This window comes from Ottowia sp. oral taxon 894 (assembly GCF_001262075.1).
Taxonomy (GTDB): domain Bacteria; phylum Pseudomonadota; class Gammaproteobacteria; order Burkholderiales; family Burkholderiaceae_C; genus Ottowia; species Ottowia massiliensis.
This window is the reverse complement of sequence record NZ_CP012073.1, coordinates 497,500-512,986: the sequence shown is the minus strand read 5'-3', so window position 1 is coordinate 512,986 and position 15,487 is coordinate 497,500. Positions and strand designations below refer to the sequence as shown.

The following is a 15,487-nucleotide window of genomic DNA, read 5'->3' as shown; positions in this document are numbered from 1 at the left end:
CAGGCTCTGGCAACCAACACCCCGCACTGGCATGCCTGAATGTCAGTGCCGCCGGTTCAACCGTTTTGCAACCTTTCCCGTTCGCGCCAGAAGCCGGTTTCCATCTTGTTTTCAATAGCCGAAAGAGCCGCATGACAAACCTGAGCGCATTTGCCCTGCATCCCCGCAGCGTGCTGCTGGCCGCGCAGGCCAGCCGGGGCATGCTGCCCGTGTGCGACCACTACAGCGGCGTGGAAGCGCGCATGCGCAAGAGCCTGCAATTGCAGGCCGAAATGACGGAAGAATTTGGCGCCTGCGTGTTTGACGTCACGCTGGACTGCGAAGACGGCGCGCCCGCTGGCGGCGAAGCCGAACACGCCGCGCTGGTTGGCGAGCTGGCCTTGTCCGCGCCTGCAAAAGCCCGCGTGGGCGTGCGCGTTCATCCCGTGGATCACCCCGCATTCACGCAAGACCTGGCCGCCATCCTGCCCCGCGCCGGGCATCGCCTGGCCTACGTCATGCTGCCCAAGGTGGAATCGGTTCATGAAGTGACCCGGGCCGAAGAAGCCCTCTTGTCCATCTACCCCCAGGGCCTGCCGCTGCATGCGCTGATCGAATCGCCCGCCGCCGTGCACCGGGCGTTTGAAATTGCCGCCCATCCGCGCGTGGAATCCTTGAGCTTTGGCCTCATGGACTTTGTTTCGGCCCATGCAGGCGCCATACCGGCACAAGGCATGGGCGCGCAAGGCCAGTTCAGCCATCCGCTCGTGGTGCGCGCCAAGCTGGAAATCGCTTCTGCCGCCCATGCTTTCGGCAAAGTGCCCTCGCACTGCGTGGTGACTGAATTCAATGACGCCGCCGCGCTCAGGCAAGCCGCCTGCCGCGCCGCGCAGCAGCTGGGCTACACGCGCATGTGGAGCATTCACCCCGCGCAAATCCGTCCCATCCTCGAAGCCTTCGCGCCTGACGAGCGCCAGATCGACGAAGCCACGGCCATCCTCCTGGCCGCGCAGCAAGCCCACTGGGGGCCTATCAGCCATCAGGGCCGTCTGCATGACCGCGCCAGCTACCGCCACTACTGGCAGCTGCTGGAGCGCGCCCACACCACAGGCCGTGCGCTTCCCCGCGAAGCGCGCGCCTGGTTTTCCAACTGATCTTTCCGCAACCCTGAAGAGAAAGCACGCACCATGAAACCCGCTCTCATCGCCCTCGTCGCCGCCGCCTGCCTGATGTCCCTGGGCACGGCTCACGCCGCCGAAAACAAGCCCCAAAAGCCCGCCGCAGCGCAAAAAGCGGCCAAAAAGCCCGCAAAGCGCGCTGCCAAAAAACCCGCCAAATCCAAGGCCGCAGCGCCCAAACCCGTGCCTGCCGCCGCCGTTGATCAGCCTTTGACGGAAGCTGAAAAAAACATCGCCAAACTCGTGCACACCGGCACGATTTCCTGCGATCTGAACACCCAGGTTTCGCTGGAGCCTGACGCCGACAACCCGGGCCACTTCTTCCTGCACATGGGCAAGCTGCGCTACCACATGCGCCCCATGGAAAGCCGCACCGGCGCCGTGCGCCTGGAAGACACCCGCGCCCGCGCCCTGTGGCTGCAACTGGGCAACAAATCCATGCTGATGGACCAGAAACAAGGCAAGCGCATTGCCGACGGCTGCATGTCGCCCGAGCAGCGCGAGTTCTCCGCGCAAATGGACAAGATGCCCCGCCAGAGCCTGTTTGATCAAAAACCCTGAACCTGGCTCAACGCGAGCCAGCGTTTTTCGTTTTCATACCCATAAAAGGAGAATCCCACATGTTGAAAGCCTATCGTGAACACGTCGCCGAACGCGCGGCGCTGGGCATCCCGCCGCTGGCGCTCAATGCCAAGCAGACTGAAGAGCTGATCGAACTCATCAAGAACCCGCCCGCCGGCGAAGCCGAATTCCTGATGGATCTGCTCACCCACCGCGTGCCGCCCGGCGTGGACAACGCGGCCAAGGTCAAGGCTTCATTTCTGGCCGCCGTGGCGCATGGCGACATCCAGGTCGCCCTCATCAGCCGCGCCAAGGCCACCGAGCTGCTGGGCACCATGGTCGGCGGCTACAACGTGCACCCGCTCATCGAACTGCTGGACGACAAGGACGACGCCGTCGCCGACGCCGCCGCCAGCGCGCTCAAGAAAACGCTGCTGATGTTCGACTTCTTCAACGACGTGGCCGCCAAGGCCAAGGCGGGCAACGCGCGCGCCAAGGCCGTCATCCAGAGCTGGGCCGACGCCGAGTGGTTCACCAGCCGCCCCAAAGTGCCCGAAAAAATCACCGTCACCGTCTTCAAGGTGCCCGGCGAAACCAACACCGACGACCTCTCCCCCGCCCCCGACGCCTGGAGCCGCCCGGACATTCCGCTGCACTACCTGGCGATGCTGAAAAACACCCGCCCCGACGCCCCCTTCAAGCCAGAAGAAGACGGCAAGCGCGGCCCCATCCAGTTCATTGAAGACCTGAAGAAAAAAGGCCACGTCGTCGCCTACGTGGGTGACGTGGTCGGCACCGGCTCCAGCCGCAAATCGGCCACCAACAGCGTCATCTGGGCCACCGGGCAAGACATCCCCTTCGTGCCCAACAAGCGCTTTGGCGGCGTCACCCTGGGCGGCAAGATTGCCCCCATCTTCTTCAACACGCAGGAAGACTCCGGCTCGCTGCCCATCGAAGTGGATGTCAGCCAGATGAACATGGGCGATGTCATCGACATCTACCCCTACGAAGGCCGCATCGAAAAAGCCGGCCAGAAAATTGCCGACTTCGCGCTCAAAAGCGAAGTGCTGCTGGACGAAGTGCAAGCCGGCGGCCGCATCAACCTCATCATCGGCCGGGGCCTGACGGCCAAGGCGCGCGAATTCCTCGGCCTGCCCGCTTCCAGCGCCTTCCGCCTGCCCAAGGCCCCCGTGGACACCGGCAAGGGCTTCACCCTCGCGCAGAAAATGGTGGGCCGCGCCTGCGGCCTGCCCGTGGTCAATGGCGTTCAGCAAGGCGTGCGCCCCGGCACCTATTGCGAGCCGCGCATGACCACTGTCGGTAGCCAAGACACCACCGGCCCCATGACGCGCGACGAACTCAAAGACCTGGCCTGCCTGGGCTTTTCTGCCGACATGGTGATGCAGTCCTTCTGCCACACCGCCGCCTACCCCAAGCCGGTCGATGTCAAAACCCACCGCGAGCTGCCCGCCTTCATCAGCACGCGCGGCGGCGTCGCCCTGCGCCCGGGCGACGGCGTCATCCACTCCTGGCTCAACCGCCTGCTGCTGCCCGACACCGTGGGCACCGGCGGCGACAGCCACACGCGCTTTCCCATCGGCATCAGCTTCCCGGCAGGCTCCGGCCTGGTCGCCTTTGCCGCCGCCACCGGCGTCATGCCGCTGGACATGCCCGAAAGCGTGCTCGTGCGCTTCAAGGGCGAGCTGCAACCGGGCGTCACCCTGCGCGACCTCGTGCACGCCATCCCGCTCTACGCCATCAAGCAGGGCCTGCTCACCGTGGCCAAGGCGGGCAAGAAAAACATCTTCTCCGGCCGCATCCTGGAAATCGAGGGCCTGCCCAACCTGAAAGTGGAACAAGCCTTCGAGCTGTCCGACGCCTCCGCCGAACGCTCGGCCGCCGGCTGCACCATCAAGCTGGACAAGGCGCCCATCATCGAGTACCTCCAATCCAACGTCGTGCTCATGAAAAACATGATTGCCGACGGCTACCAGGACGCCAAAACCCTGGCGCGCCGCATTGAAAAAGTGCAGGAGTGGCTCGCCAACCCGCAATTGCTCGAAGCCGATGCCGACGCCGAATACGCCGCCGTCATCGAAATCGACATGAACGAAATCAAGGAGCCGATCGTCTGCTGCCCCAACGACCCGGACGACGCCAAAACCCTTTCCGACGTGGCCGGCACCAAGATCGACGAAGCCTTCATCGGCTCGTGCATGACCAACATCGGGCACTTCCGCGCCGCCGCCAAACTGCTGGGCGGCCAGCGCGACATCCCGGTGCAGCTGTGGATCGCCCCGCCCACCAAGATGGACCAGAACGAACTCATCAAGGAAGGCCATTACGCCGCCTTCGGCGCCTCCGGCGCGCGCACCGAAATGCCCGGCTGCTCGCTGTGCATGGGCAACCAGGCGCAAGTGCGCGCGGGCGCCACCGTCATCTCCACCAGTACCCGCAACTTCCCCAACCGCCTGGGCAAGAACACCAACGTCTTTCTCGGCTCGGCGGAACTCACGGCCATCGCCTCGCGCCTGGGCAAACTGCCCACCCGCGAGGAATACCTCAAGGAAATGGGCATTGTGGATTCCGACAAGGCCGGCATCTACCGCTACATGAACTTCGACCAGATTCCCGAATACGCGGAAGTGGCCGAAGGCCTGGGCAACGCGCTGGAGCAGCACCCCTGAAGCGCGCCTGCTGACCACGGCGCAGACGCCAAAGCGCCCGCGCCGTGGGAGGCATCAAAAAGAGGAGCGAATTCAGAGGGGGTGAAACACCCTCTCGCGCAATTTCCACTAGGACCTCATGCTATGGATCAAGGAGCGAAATCAAGGGGTGAAATGGCGCGCTTCATCCGCGCCGCTGCGCATGCCGTCGGCATCCGCCCGTCTCCATCCTGCTCTTGCCGCGCTCACGGGCCGGCATGAGCAGGGCGCTGAAGCAGGGCACTGATTCCCCTGGCGATCCAGACCCCGGCAGCCGCTTTGGGCTGCCGGGGTTTTTTCATGTCCGCTTTCATGCCTGCGGCTGCGCCCGGGGCGGGCCTTCGCCCCTGCCTGGCGCCGCCTGCTGATTTCTGCGCCCGGCGCTGCCGCCCCGGCGACAATTCGCGCCCATGACCGCGCCTGCCTCCATGAGCACCCCGCCCGAAGCCCCCGCGCAGGCGTCTGCGTCCGGCTCATCCGCCGCCCCGTCTGCCTTGCGGATTGCCGTGGTGGGCCACACGAACGCGGGCAAAACCTCGCTTTTGCGCACGCTCACGCGGCGGGCGGCGTTTGGCGAAGTCTCTGACCGGCCCGGCGTCACGCGGCACGTCGAGCGCATCGACCTGCTGCTGCAAGGCGAAGTGGCCGTGCGCTTTTTCGACACGCCGGGCCTGGAAGACGCCGTGGCGCTGCTCGACTACCTGCAAGAGCTGCCCGCCCAAAGCCTGCCCGCGCACCCCAGCCGCACCGACCGCGTGCGCGCCTTTTTGAGCGGCCCCGAAGCGCATGCCAGCTTCGAGCAGGAAGCCAAAGTGCTGCGCGCCCTGCTTGAACACGCAGACGCGGCCATGCTCGTCATCGACACGCGCGCACCCGTGCTGCCCAAATACCGCGCCGAAATGGAAGCGCTGGCCTGGTGTGCGCGCCCCATCATGCCCGTGCTCAATTTCGTGCGCGCCGCTGGCAGCCGCCAGGACGGCTGGCGCGCCGCCCTGCGCGATGCGGGCCTGCACGCCTGCGCGGCGTTTGACGCCGTTGCTCCCTTCAACGGGGCCGAAACCGCGCTGTACCGCGACCTGGCCGCGCTGCTGCCCGAGCGCCGCCGCCAGCTTGAAGACATCGCCCGCCAGCTTGAGCAGCAGGCGCAAGACCGCCAGCGCGCCGCGCGCCTGGCCATCGCCAGCGCCCTTGTCAGCGTGGCCGCCATGCGCCGGTCCATCGCCGCAGGCGAATACGCCGATCCGGCGCGGCGCGACGCCTTCATCCACGCCTTCCAGCAAGACTGCGCGGCCCATGCCCGCCGGGCCGCGCAGGCGCTGCTGCGCGCGCACGCCTTCGGGCCGGAAGACGCCGAAGCCGCCAGCCTGCCGCAACTGGCCCAGCGCTGGGAGGACGACCTGTTCAACCCCGCCTTGCTCAAAGAAGCTGGCCGCCGCCTGGGCCTGGGCGCGGCCATTGGCGCGGGCATCGGCGCGGTGGCCGACGTGGCATTGGCGGGCCTGTCGCTGGGCGCCGCCGCCACGCTGGGCGGCGCCATTGGCAGCGCCCTGAGCGGCGGCTGGCAGCCCCTGGCGGGCAAGCTGCGCGGCCGCCTCACCGGCACGCAGGAACTTACGGCGCAAGACGCCGTGCTGGCCCTGCTGGCCGCGCGCCTTCTGGCGCTCAACCAGGCCCTCACGCAGCGCGGGCACGCCGCCCAGCACAAGCTGCGCGCGGCCGAATGGGAAGAGGGCAGCCAGCAAACCGCCCAGGCCCGCCAGCTGACAGCCACGCTGGCGGACGCCCTGCGCCCGGCCCGCGCCCACCCGGACTGGGAAGAGCGCCCCGGCGCGCCGCCCGTTTTTGACCCCGGGCGTGACGCCCTGACGCAGCGCGTGGCCCGCCTGCTGCCCACGGCGGAGCCGGAAACGCCCGCCGCCAGCCCCGGCGCTGCAAGGCAGCCTGAAGCGCCAGCGGCCTGGCCCAGGGAGTGACGCCACTTCGGCCCCAGCCCAACCTTCCCGCCGCCCTAAGCGGCCCCGATCAGCTTCAAGCCAGCCCCAAGCCAGCCGATAGCGCTTTCATGACGCGCGGAAATCCGCTCCTTGATCCATAGCATGAGGTCCTGGCGGAACGTGCGCAAACGGCCTTTTTGCCCGCCGGTATTCGCTCCTCTTTTTGATATGGCCGGATGCTTTTCGCCAGGCTGCCGCGCGCAAGGCGGGCGGTGGAGAAAGGGCAGAGGAAAGACGGCTTGCGCTGATCGGCGCAGGGCGGCCCTTCGCTTTGCGCCAAGAGTCTGTTCAGAGCCTGGCTGTGAGGGGCGAAAGGGGCGAAAGGGGCGGAATCAGGCTGCAAGGCGATAACCGCAAATGGGCCTTCTTGCGGCTGGCGATGCATTTGCAGCGCCCGAGAGTGCCCAAGAGCGCCCGAGGCCGCGCTGTTTGCGCCCGCAGGCAGATTGCGGACAGGCGCTCAGGCGGTGGATCGCCAGCGGGGGCTGCATCAGAAACAGGAGCGAATCCAAAGGGGGGTCAAAAAGGCTTTCGCGCCCGTTCCACTAGGACATAACGCTATGGATTCGGGAGCGAAAAATAACCGCTTCCGCTGGGCCTGCGCCCGGCCTGCCCGAACCGTTCTTTTGGGGGCCGGGCGGCGCACAGGCGCTCAGAAGCCTTCCCACTCGCCGGCCAGGCCCTGGGGCAGGCCCAGCAGGTCGAGCGCGCGGGCCACGCTGTGGTCCACCATTTCGTCGATGCTGGCAGGGCGCTGGTAGAGGGCGGGGATGGGCGGGCAGATGATGGCGCCCGCTTCGGTGGCGGCGGTCATGTTGCGCAGGTGAACGAGGCTCAGGGGCGATTCGCGCGTCATGAGCACGAGGCGGCGGCGCTCTTTGAGCGTGACGTCGGCGGCGCGGGTGAGCAGGTTGTCGCCCAGGCCGTGGGCGATGGCGGCCAGGGTGCGCATGGAGCAGGGGGCGACGATCATGCCCATCGTCTGAAACGAGCCGCTGGCGATGCTGGCGGCCAGGTTGGTGCTGGCGTGCAGGGTGTGGGCCAGTTGCAGCGCCTGGGTGTCGGTGACGCCGGTTTCGTGGCGCAAATTGAGCCAGCCGGCGGGGGTGATGACCAGGTGCACTTGCAGGTCGGTTTCCTTGAGGGCTTGCAGCAGCCGCAGGCCGTAGGTGGCGCCGCTGCTGCCGGAGATGCCCACGATGAGGCGGCGGGCGCAGGCGCGCTCAGGCGGCTGCGGCTTCATGGCGTTCGGCATGCGGCGCGCGGGATGGCTCGGGCGTGCTGGCGGCGCGGGGGGCGGGGCAAGGGCGCGCCGGGCCGCCGCTTTCGGCCTGGGCGGGCGGCGCGGCTTTTTCTTGCGGCGGGCGCAGGGGCTGCGCGGCCAGATCGGCCTCAACCTGGGCGAGCACCTGGGCGGCCTGTTCGGGGTCGTAGTCTTCGTGGGTGCGTTTTTTGACGCCGTATTGCTGGAGCTGGTAGTGGCGGTCGGGCGCGATGCCGTGGCGCGCGAGGCTGCTTTTCACGCACACGAGCGCGCAGCCGTCGAGCGCGACGATGGGGCGGCCCGATTTGGCGATTTTCACGAGGTAGGGCACGTCGCCGCCCACGCCGGCGATGCACGACATTTCAGCCACGCCGCGCCGGTCAAGCTTGACGGCGACGTGGTTGGCAAGCTGCGCGGCGCTGGAGCAGCCGGAGCAGGAATAGACCAGGGGCAGGGATGGGTCGTGGGCGGGCATGGCGCTTGGGTTTTCGTTTCAGGGCTTGCGGATGAAGGGCGGCAGCGGCGGCAGCGGCAGCTTGGGCAGGCGCTGCACGAGGTCTTGCAGGGGCTGCGGCGCGTGGCGGGTGAAGACGGCCTGGGGCGTCCAGTACAGCGGGTCGAGCACGGGCAGCTCCAGCGCGTCGAGCGCGTTTTTCACCACCAGGCCCAGTTCGGTGTCGCCTTCCATGATGAGGCGGCGGTTGAAAAAGAGCGTGTCGGGGTCTTGCTTGCGCTGGGCCAGGAGCACGAAGTCTTGCGCGTTGGCGCTGATGGCCAGGTCTGGCTCGGCGTGCCGCGCGCAGGGGGCGAATTTGCCGCCTTGCCAGGTGAAGTCAAAGTCCAGCCGCGCGTCGCGCACGCGAATGGCCAGGCGCTTGCCTTCGAGCAGGGCCGTGACGTCTTCGGGCAGATGCCTGGCCAGGGCCAGGTTGATGGCGGCCACCAGCAGCATGGAGCCTGGGTAGGCAGGCAGCAGCGACAGGGCCGCGCCCACGGGCGCGGGCAGGGTGTAGGCGGCCGGCGGCGTGGCGGCGGAAGCGGAGATGGCCTGTTGCATGGCGGTTTCCTTGGAAAGTGAAGGGATGGAAAGAAATGGGATAGGGCTTAGCCGCGCGCCACGGAAAGCGGCGCGAAGCTTTGCGCCACGGGCATGACTTCAATGCGGTTCACGTTCACATGCGGGGGCTGCTGCACCAGCCAGAGCACGATGCGGGCGATGTCTTCGGGGCTGATGGCCTGCACGCCCGCATACACGCTGGCGGCGCGTTCATCGTCGCCCTTGAAGCGCACATTGGAAAACTCGGTGCCGCCGCACAGGCCCGGCTCCACGTTGCTGACGCGGATGGCCGTGCCCGCCAGATCGGCGCGCAGGTTCTGGCTGAACTGTTTGACAAACGCCTTGGTGGCCCCATAGACGTTGCCGCCCGGATAGGGCCAGTCGCCCGCGATGGAACCGATGTTGATGACGTAGCCCCGGTTGCGCCGCACCATTTGCGGCAGCAGCAGGCGGGTGAGGGTGGCCAGGCCCCGGATGTTGGTGTCAATCATGCGGTCCCAGTCGTCCAGGCTGGCCTGGTCGGCGCGCTCCAGGCCCAGCGCCAGGCCCGCGTTGTTCACGAGCAGGTCCACGTCTTGCCAGGTGGCGGGCAGGCTGGCCAGGGCGCCCTGGGCGGCGGCGCGGTCGGCCACGTCAAACGCCAGGGGCAAAAAGGCTTCGGGCCACTGCGCCCGCAAGGCTGCAAGCCTGTCTGCGCGGCGGCCCGTGCCAATGACGCGCCAGCCCGCTTGCAGCAGTGCGCGGCTGATGGCCTGGCCGAACCCGGCCGTGGCGCCGGTGACCAGGGCGATGGAAGCGGTCGGCGGGGCGGCAGGGCAGGGCGGGGTGGCGGCGGAAGCGGAGATGGCCTGTTGCATGGCGGTTTCCTTGGAAAGTGAAGGGATGAAGAAATGGGATAGGGCTTAGCCGCGCGCCACGGAAAGCGGCGCGAAGCTTTGCGCCACGGGCATGACTTCAATGCGGTTCACGTTCACATGCGGGGGCTGCTGCACCAGCCAGAGCACGATGCGGGCGATGTCTTCGGGGCTGATGGCCTGCACGCCGGCATACACGCTGGTGGCGCGTTCATCGTCGCCCTTGAAGCGCACATTGGAAAACTCGGTGCCGCCGCACAGGCCCGGCTCCACGTTGCTGACGCGGATGGCCGTGCCCGCCAGATCGGCGCGCAGGTTCTGGCTGAACTGTTTGACAAACGCCTTGGTGGCCCCATAGACGTTGCCGCCCGGATAGGGCCAGTCGCCCGCGATGGAGCCGATGTTGATGACGTAGCCCCGGTTGCGCCGCACCATTTGCGGCAGCAGCAGGCGGGTGAGGGTGGCCAGGCCCCGGATGTTGGTGTCAATCATGCGGTCCCAGTCGTCCAGGCTGGCCTGGTCGGCGCGCTCCAGGCCCAGCGCCAGGCCCGCGTTGTTCACGAGCAGGTCCACGTCTTGCCAGGCGGCGGGCAGGCTGGCCAGGGCGCCCTGGGCGGCGGCGCGGCCGGCCACGTCAAACGCCAGGGGCAAAAAGGCTTCGGGCCACTGCGCCCGCAAGGCTTCAAGCCTGTCTGCGCGGCGGCCCGTGCCAATGACGCGCCAGCCCGCTTGCAGCAGTGCGCGGCTGATGGCCTGGCCGAACCCGGCCGTGGCGCCGGTGACCAGGGCGATGGAAGCGGCCGGCGGAGCGGCAGGGCAGGGCGGTGTGGCGGTCATGGCTTAAATGAAAAGGCGGGCAAGGCAGCGATTGTCTCGCCGCATGGCGGCCTGAAAACCGGCAATGGGCGCTGGCGGGCGTGGTCAGGCATGGTTTGCATCAAAAGAAGGAGCAAATTCAGGCCGTGAAAAAGGGCGTTTGCGCAATCTGCACTAGGACGTATTGCTATGAATGAAGGAGCGAAATGAAGGAGCGAAGTGCGAGCCGGAATTCAAGGGCGGGATTCGCCAGCCTTTGCATCATCACCTGCCGCAGGCTTGCCGCGCTTTACGCTGTCAGCACCAGGTCCATGCCCGGCTTGCCGTGCCAGTAGCCGTTGCAGGGGGCGGCGGGCAGCAGCGGGCGCAGGGCGTCCAGCGCGCCGGGGGCCGCGCGGCCTTCGCGGCGGGCGTGGTCGAAGGCGGCCACCACCTGATCCATGTGCTGCGACTGGGGCGAAAGGCGCAGCACATCCACCCCCAGGGCCAGCAGATCGGGCATGTCGGTCAGCAGGCTGTGGATGCGGGCGGACTGGGTCTGGATGCCGTTGATGGTGAGAAAGGCCTCGCCCTCGCGCGTGTTCAGCGGCAGGCCGTCCGGGTGTTCAATGCAGCGAAAGCCGCAGTCATCCTTGGGCAGGTTGTAGTGCCGCGCCGTGAAGCACCGCGCCGAAAAGGCCAGCGGCAGGCGGCCAAAGGCGAACACCTCGGTTTGCAGCCCCCCGGGCTTGCCTTGCAGCACGGTGGCCAGCTGCTCGCGCGTCATCTCCAGCGGCATCACCCAGCGGGTGGCGCCCAGGCTGGCCATCCACTCCAGCGCGTCGGCGTTGAACAGGTTCAGGTGCGGCCCGGCCACGAAAGGCTGCTTGCCCGCCACGCCGCGCACGGCGCCCATGTCGCTGGCCTCCACCATGAATTCGCCGTTGTTCACCAGCTTTTGCATGTTGCCCACATCCGCCGTGGATTCGAGCAGCACCATGGTGGAGAGGATGGGCGTTTTGCCCGCGTCGCGCAGCATGCGGGCAATGTCCAGCCAGTCAGACAGGCGCAGCTCGTGGCGGCGCGAGCAGACGGACTCGCCCAGATAGACGATGTCCACGGGCCATTCGGCGGCGGCCTGGTAGAAGTCAAACACCGTCAGGCGCGGCCAGTAGTAAAGCAGGGGGCCAAGGGCGAGTTGCATGGTTTTTTCGTGGGGAGGGTTGCGGAAAATTCCTGCGGGGCGCGGCGCGGCTTGATGGACAAGCGGACAGGCGGCGCATCCGGAAACAGCAAAAAAAGAGCAAATTCAGGGCATCAAAAAACGGCATCCCCGCCCAATTGGCGGGGAGATCGTGCGATTGATCGAGGAGCGAAAAATGGCCCGGAACAAGGCCGCGAAATCACGCGGCGGGCAGCCAGGCCATGGCTTCAATCTTGTGCCCGTCCAGATCGCGCACGAAGCAGCCCCAGTACTGCGGGCCGTAGTGCGGGCGCGGGCCGGGCGCGCCGTCATCCGTGCCGCCTGCGGCCAGGGCGGCGGCGTGAAAAGCCTGCACCTGCTGCGGCGAAGCGGCCAGAAAAGCCACGTGCACGCCATTGGCCGCCTGCGCGCGCTGCCCGTCGCAAGGGGCCTGCACCCAGAATTCGGGGAAGGCGCGGCCATAGGCCACGGCGCGCTGCGCGCTCAAGTCCATCACGCGGCCCACGCCCAGCGTGGCCAGCACGCGGTCGTAGAAGGCCACGGCCTCCTCAAAGCGGTTGGTGCCCAGCGAAACGTGAGAGAGGATGGAGGGCGGCGGCGCATCGCTGCTGCCATTGCCGCCACCGTTGCCGCCGCCTGCGGGGGGAAAGTTCGCTGCTTCAGTGCTCATGCCGTTTCCTTTCGCTTCATTTCCATGAACGGTGATAGGCCCCCAGCGTGTGCTGCTGGCCTTCGGCCACCTGATCCAGCGCGGTCAGCCAGATGGTCTTGGGCGTGTACAAATGCCTTTGCGCCATGCAGTGGTCAATGGCCTGCCGCCACACGCGCGTGACCTGCGCCGAATAAGCCGGGCTGCGCTGGCGGCCTTCAATCTTGATGGCGCGCACGCCCATTTGCACCAGCTGGGGCAGCAAATCCAGCGTGTTCAGGCTGGTGGGTTCCTCCAGCGCGTAGTAGCCGTGCTCATCGGCCACGTCAAAGCGGCCCTTGCACAGCGTGGGGTAGCCCGCGTTCTCATTGGGGCCGTAGCGGTCAATCAGCACGCCATTGAGGCGCGACTCCAGCCCCTTGGGCGTCTGCGCCCAGCGCACCGCCTTGGCGGGCGAACACACGCCGTGCGTGTTGGGCGACTCGCCCGTGGCGTAAGACGACAGCGCGCAGCGCCCCTCCACCATCACGCACAGGCTGCCAAAGCCGAACACCTCGATTTCCACCGGCGTGCGCTGCGTCACCTGCCGCACCTGCTCCAGCGACAGCACGCGCGGCAGCACCGCGCGGCGAATGTTGAACTGATCGCGGTAGAGATTGATGGCCTCGTGATTCGTGGCCGAGCTTTGCACCGACAAATGCAGCCGCAAATCAGGATGGCGCTGCACGGCATAGCGCATCAGCCCCGGGTCGGCCAGGATCACCGCGTCTATCCCCCAGGCCGCTGCCTTGTCCAGCGCCGCCTTCCAGGGCGCGGGGTTGCTCGCCTGCGGGTAAGTGTTCAGCGCCATCAGCACCTTGCGCCCGCGCTCGTGCGCGTAAGCCAGGCCCGTGAGAATGGCCTTTTCGTCAAAGTTCAGCCCCGCGAAATTGCGCGCATTGGTCGCATCGCGCAGGCCCAGATAAACGCAATCGGCCCCCTCGTCAATCGCCCCTTTGAGCGCCGGCAGGCTGCCGGCAGGGCACACCAGCTCCGGCGCCTTCAGCTCTGGCACGGCATCGGCATTTTTTGCGGCAGCGTTTTTTGCGGCTTCGGCCTGCGGGCGCGCGGCTTCGGCTGTCTCCATCGTGGTCATCCTCCATCAAGGCTGAAATGAGGGCATACCTTATGGGCGGAGCAATACCCATTTCTTGATTTCAATCAAAGCATTGAAGCTGCGGTTTTGACTTTATTTTGACTTGGGTCAAGTCAAAGACGGCGAATTTAATATTTGTCAATATGAATGAAGCCTCCGGGAACAAGCCTTTGCATATCAATAATGCCGTCGCAGAATCGCGTGCGCATGTTAGAAACGAGATGTTGCAAGCGGCAATGACTTTGCTCCATGCCTGAAACGGCCAATTTGGCGTCCCGGTTTTTGGTTTTTTTTACTCTGATTCGGAGGTGAAAGTTGATGACTGCAAAAACATGGCATTCCGGCAGCGCCCTGATGGCGGCTGTGCTGGCCGCCTGCCTGGCGGCGGGCTGCGGCGGCAGCGATTCAGGGCCTGAAACACCCACGCCAACCCCCACACCAACTCCTACGCCAACTCCGAGTCCTGCGCCGACACCAACTCCGACGCCCACGCCACAGCCAAATGCCCAGCTCAAATTCGAGCTGCTGACAGGCACGGCCATGGCTGATTTGAATCATTGCCAGTCCACAGACGGCCTGGCCAGCGAAGCGCGGTTTTCCTATCTGGAGCGCATCGTTGTTTACAAGGATGCGATTTATCTGGTCGAAACGGGCAATGGCTGCCTGAAAGATGATTTTTCCACGCCCCCTGCGCAGCAGGCGCAGAAAATGCCGCCAAAAATCAGGAAACTGAGCGGTGGAAAAGTGGAAACAGCGCTCTCGCTTTTCAGCCCGGAAGTATTGGAGCGGCAGGGCGCCATGGCAAGGTTTCCCGGCGGTTTTTACCGTGACGAGAAAAGCGGCGCATTCTACGTGGCGGGCTATGCCGCCGCGAGATTCAAATACAACCACATGATGGGCAAAGAAAGGATGGACTGGTATGACAGGGCCGGTGCATGGAATTATTTCGTTCCGGGCATTTTCAAATATGAAGGAAATGCGGCGGGCGAAAACAACTTGCTGGCAGGCATGCCGGGCAAAAGGCCCGAGTTCCTTTTGGATGATCGCGGCTTTGTGGATGGGCGCGGCAAAATGGCGCAGTTTCAGGCGCCGCATGATCTGGAAGTTGATGCTTCCGGCCTGCTTTACGTGATTGACGGCGGCGATTACACGCACATTCGCACCATCAACAGCAGCGGCGAAGTCAAAACGCTGGATGGCTACCGGCAGTGGTATATCCGGGCGCTGGATGCCGACCGCCAGGGCCATATTCATGCGCTGGCGGAAACAAGCTCCAAATCATTTGCATGGCACCGGCTTTCGGATGGCTCGAAAACCGATATCGATTTAAGGCCAGATGAGAGAGCCGAGTTCACTCCCAGGCCGCGAAAGGTAATCGCCTTTACGGTGCTTGACAATGAGATTGTGCTGGCGGATCGATGGGTTGAGCGCGGCGCCAGCGTTTTGTATCGCGTATCCAGCCAGGGGGTGATCAAAAAATTGACGGGAACCCGCACGCCAGCCTCGCTGGACGATTTTGTCAAACACCCTGACCAGTTTGCTTTGCCGCCCGTACAGCACCTGAAATACGGCGTGGACGGCAATCTCTACATCGTGCTGGAACAGGGCGTTTTGATCGCCCGCGATTTCCGCTGATCCAGCAGCCCGGCATTCTTTGCGTGCAATACGCCTTGAATTCCGGGCATTTGTTTTTTCATATTTTTGTGGAGGTTGAAATTTATGGCTACTAAAACATTGCATTCTGTCAGCGCCCTGATGGCGGCTGTGCTGGCCGCCTGCCTGGCGGCGGGCTGCGGCGGCAGCGATTCGGGGCCTGAAACACCCACGCCGACGCCAACTCCTACGCCTACTCCTACGCCTACTCCGACACCCACGCCTACGCCACAGCCAAATGCCCAATTCAAATTCGAGCTGCTGGCGGGCGTGGCGCAGGCTGATTTGAAGCATTGCCAGTCCACAGACGGCCCGGCCAGCGAAGCGCGGTTTTCCTATCTGGAGCGCGTTGTTGTTTACAAGGACGCGATTTACCTGACGGAAACAGGCGGCGCCTGCCCAGAGAGGCGCTATTTCTCCACGCCTGTGCCAGCCGCCATGACGCCCGATCAGGAAGCG

13 protein-coding genes and 1 pseudogene are annotated in these 15,487 nt (G+C 65.6%); 5 read left to right on the top strand and 9 right to left on the bottom strand.

Annotated features, from left to right (window positions below):
• Positions 1–131: 131 nt before the first annotated feature.
• The 4 genes from ADJ79_RS02160 (at position 132) to ADJ79_RS02145 (ending at position 6,396) form a co-directional block, all read left to right on the top strand.
• Positions 132–1,133 carry a CoA ester lyase gene (locus ADJ79_RS02160; protein ID WP_050714584.1) on the top strand — a complete coding sequence of 334 codons (1,002 nt, stop codon included), beginning with the start codon at positions 132–134 and terminating at the stop codon, positions 1,131–1,133.
• Between the two features lie 33 nt (positions 1,134–1,166).
• The gene (locus ADJ79_RS02155; protein WP_050714583.1) at positions 1,167–1,718 is read left to right on the top strand and encodes a hypothetical protein; all 552 of its coding nucleotides are present in this window, start codon (positions 1,167–1,169) and stop codon (positions 1,716–1,718) included.
• 59 nt (positions 1,719–1,777) lie between these two features.
• Positions 1,778–4,405, top strand: a complete 2,628-nt coding sequence (gene acnB / locus ADJ79_RS02150; protein ID WP_050714582.1) for a bifunctional aconitate hydratase 2/2-methylisocitrate dehydratase — start codon at positions 1,778–1,780, stop codon at positions 4,403–4,405.
• A 428-nt stretch (positions 4,406–4,833) separates the two neighbouring features.
• The gene (locus ADJ79_RS02145) at positions 4,834–6,396 is read left to right on the top strand and encodes a GTPase/DUF3482 domain-containing protein (protein WP_253273850.1); all 1,563 of its coding nucleotides are present in this window, start codon (positions 4,834–4,836) and stop codon (positions 6,394–6,396) included.
• A gap of 673 nt (positions 6,397–7,069) precedes the next feature.
• Here the strand turns inward: ADJ79_RS02145 and ADJ79_RS02140 are convergent.
• The 9 genes and pseudogenes from ADJ79_RS02140 to ADJ79_RS12925 form a co-directional block, all read right to left on the bottom strand.
• Positions 7,070–7,672 carry a UbiX family flavin prenyltransferase gene (locus tag ADJ79_RS02140; RefSeq protein ID WP_082202815.1) on the bottom strand — a complete coding sequence of 201 codons (603 nt, stop codon included), beginning with the start codon at positions 7,670–7,672 and terminating at the stop codon, positions 7,070–7,072.
• Positions 7,673–7,781: 109 nt separating this feature from the next.
• A pseudogene (locus tag ADJ79_RS02135) lies at positions 7,782–8,156 on the bottom strand (putative zinc-binding protein); the annotation flags it as partial.
• Positions 8,157–8,174: 18 nt separating this feature from the next.
• Positions 8,175–8,738, bottom strand: coding sequence for an SCP2 domain-containing protein (locus tag ADJ79_RS02130; protein WP_050714580.1), 564 nt, complete (start codon positions 8,736–8,738; stop codon positions 8,175–8,177).
• A gap of 47 nt (positions 8,739–8,785) precedes the next feature.
• Complete coding sequence (locus ADJ79_RS02125; protein ID WP_082202812.1) at positions 8,786–9,595, bottom strand: SDR family oxidoreductase; 810 nt, start codon at positions 9,593–9,595, stop codon at positions 8,786–8,788.
• Between the two features lie 45 nt (positions 9,596–9,640).
• The gene (locus ADJ79_RS02120; protein WP_050714579.1) at positions 9,641–10,429 is read right to left on the bottom strand and encodes an SDR family oxidoreductase; all 789 of its coding nucleotides are present in this window, start codon (positions 10,427–10,429) and stop codon (positions 9,641–9,643) included.
• Between the two features lie 268 nt (positions 10,430–10,697).
• The gene (locus ADJ79_RS02115; protein ID WP_050714578.1) at positions 10,698–11,591 is read right to left on the bottom strand and encodes a U32 family peptidase; all 894 of its coding nucleotides are present in this window, start codon (positions 11,589–11,591) and stop codon (positions 10,698–10,700) included.
• Between the two features lie 199 nt (positions 11,592–11,790).
• Complete coding sequence (locus ADJ79_RS02110) at positions 11,791–12,261, bottom strand: VOC family protein (RefSeq protein ID WP_371256892.1); 471 nt, start codon at positions 12,259–12,261, stop codon at positions 11,791–11,793.
• A 16-nt stretch (positions 12,262–12,277) separates the two neighbouring features.
• Positions 12,278–13,366: a peptidase U32 family protein gene (locus ADJ79_RS02105; RefSeq protein WP_172674009.1), complete on the bottom strand. Its 1,089-nt coding sequence runs from the start codon at positions 13,364–13,366 to the stop codon at positions 12,278–12,280.
• A gap of 137 nt (positions 13,367–13,503) precedes the next feature.
• Positions 13,504–13,917: a hypothetical protein gene (locus ADJ79_RS12925; RefSeq protein ID WP_082202809.1), complete on the bottom strand. Its 414-nt coding sequence runs from the start codon at positions 13,915–13,917 to the stop codon at positions 13,504–13,506.
• Here ADJ79_RS12925 and ADJ79_RS02100 point away from each other — a divergent pair.
• Positions 13,916–15,010: a hypothetical protein gene (locus ADJ79_RS02100; protein WP_050714577.1), complete on the top strand. Its 1,095-nt coding sequence runs from the start codon at positions 13,916–13,918 to the stop codon at positions 15,008–15,010. The genes ADJ79_RS12925 and ADJ79_RS02100 overlap by 2 nt on opposite strands.
• Positions 15,011–15,487 lie beyond the last annotated feature (477 nt).

What these genes read in the sequence shown, in the direction of transcription:
- ADJ79_RS02130 (WP_050714580.1), bottom strand. Translation starts at nt 8,738, where the DNA reads ATGCAACAGGCCATCTCCGCTTCCGCCGCCACGCCGCCGGCCGCCTAC.
- ADJ79_RS02145 (WP_253273850.1), top strand. Translation starts at nt 4,834, where the DNA reads ATGACCGCGCCTGCCTCCATGAGCACCCCGCCCGAAGCCCCCGCGCAG.
- acnB (WP_050714582.1), top strand. Translation starts at nt 1,778, where the DNA reads ATGTTGAAAGCCTATCGTGAACACGTCGCCGAACGCGCGGCGCTGGGC.
- ADJ79_RS02125 (WP_082202812.1), bottom strand. Translation starts at nt 9,595, where the DNA reads ATGCAACAGGCCATCTCCGCTTCCGCCGCCACCCCGCCCTGCCCTGCC.
- ADJ79_RS02140 (WP_082202815.1), bottom strand. Translation starts at nt 7,672, where the DNA reads ATGCCGAACGCCATGAAGCCGCAGCCGCCTGAGCGCGCCTGCGCCCGC.
- ADJ79_RS12925 (WP_082202809.1), bottom strand. Translation starts at nt 13,917, where the DNA reads ATGGCCGTGCCTGTCAGCAGCTCGAATTTGAGCTGGGCATTTGGCTGT.
- ADJ79_RS02100 (WP_050714577.1), top strand. Translation starts at nt 13,916, where the DNA reads ATGGCTGATTTGAATCATTGCCAGTCCACAGACGGCCTGGCCAGCGAA.
- ADJ79_RS02110 (WP_371256892.1), bottom strand. Translation starts at nt 12,261, where the DNA reads ATGAGCACTGAAGCAGCGAACTTTCCCCCCGCAGGCGGCGGCAACGGT.
- ADJ79_RS02115 (WP_050714578.1), bottom strand. Translation starts at nt 11,591, where the DNA reads ATGCAACTCGCCCTTGGCCCCCTGCTTTACTACTGGCCGCGCCTGACG.
- ADJ79_RS02160 (WP_050714584.1), top strand. Translation starts at nt 132, where the DNA reads ATGACAAACCTGAGCGCATTTGCCCTGCATCCCCGCAGCGTGCTGCTG.
- ADJ79_RS02105 (WP_172674009.1), bottom strand. Translation starts at nt 13,366, where the DNA reads ATGGAGACAGCCGAAGCCGCGCGCCCGCAGGCCGAAGCCGCAAAAAAC.
- ADJ79_RS02120 (WP_050714579.1), bottom strand. Translation starts at nt 10,429, where the DNA reads ATGACCGCCACACCGCCCTGCCCTGCCGCTCCGCCGGCCGCTTCCATC.
- ADJ79_RS02155 (WP_050714583.1), top strand. Translation starts at nt 1,167, where the DNA reads ATGAAACCCGCTCTCATCGCCCTCGTCGCCGCCGCCTGCCTGATGTCC.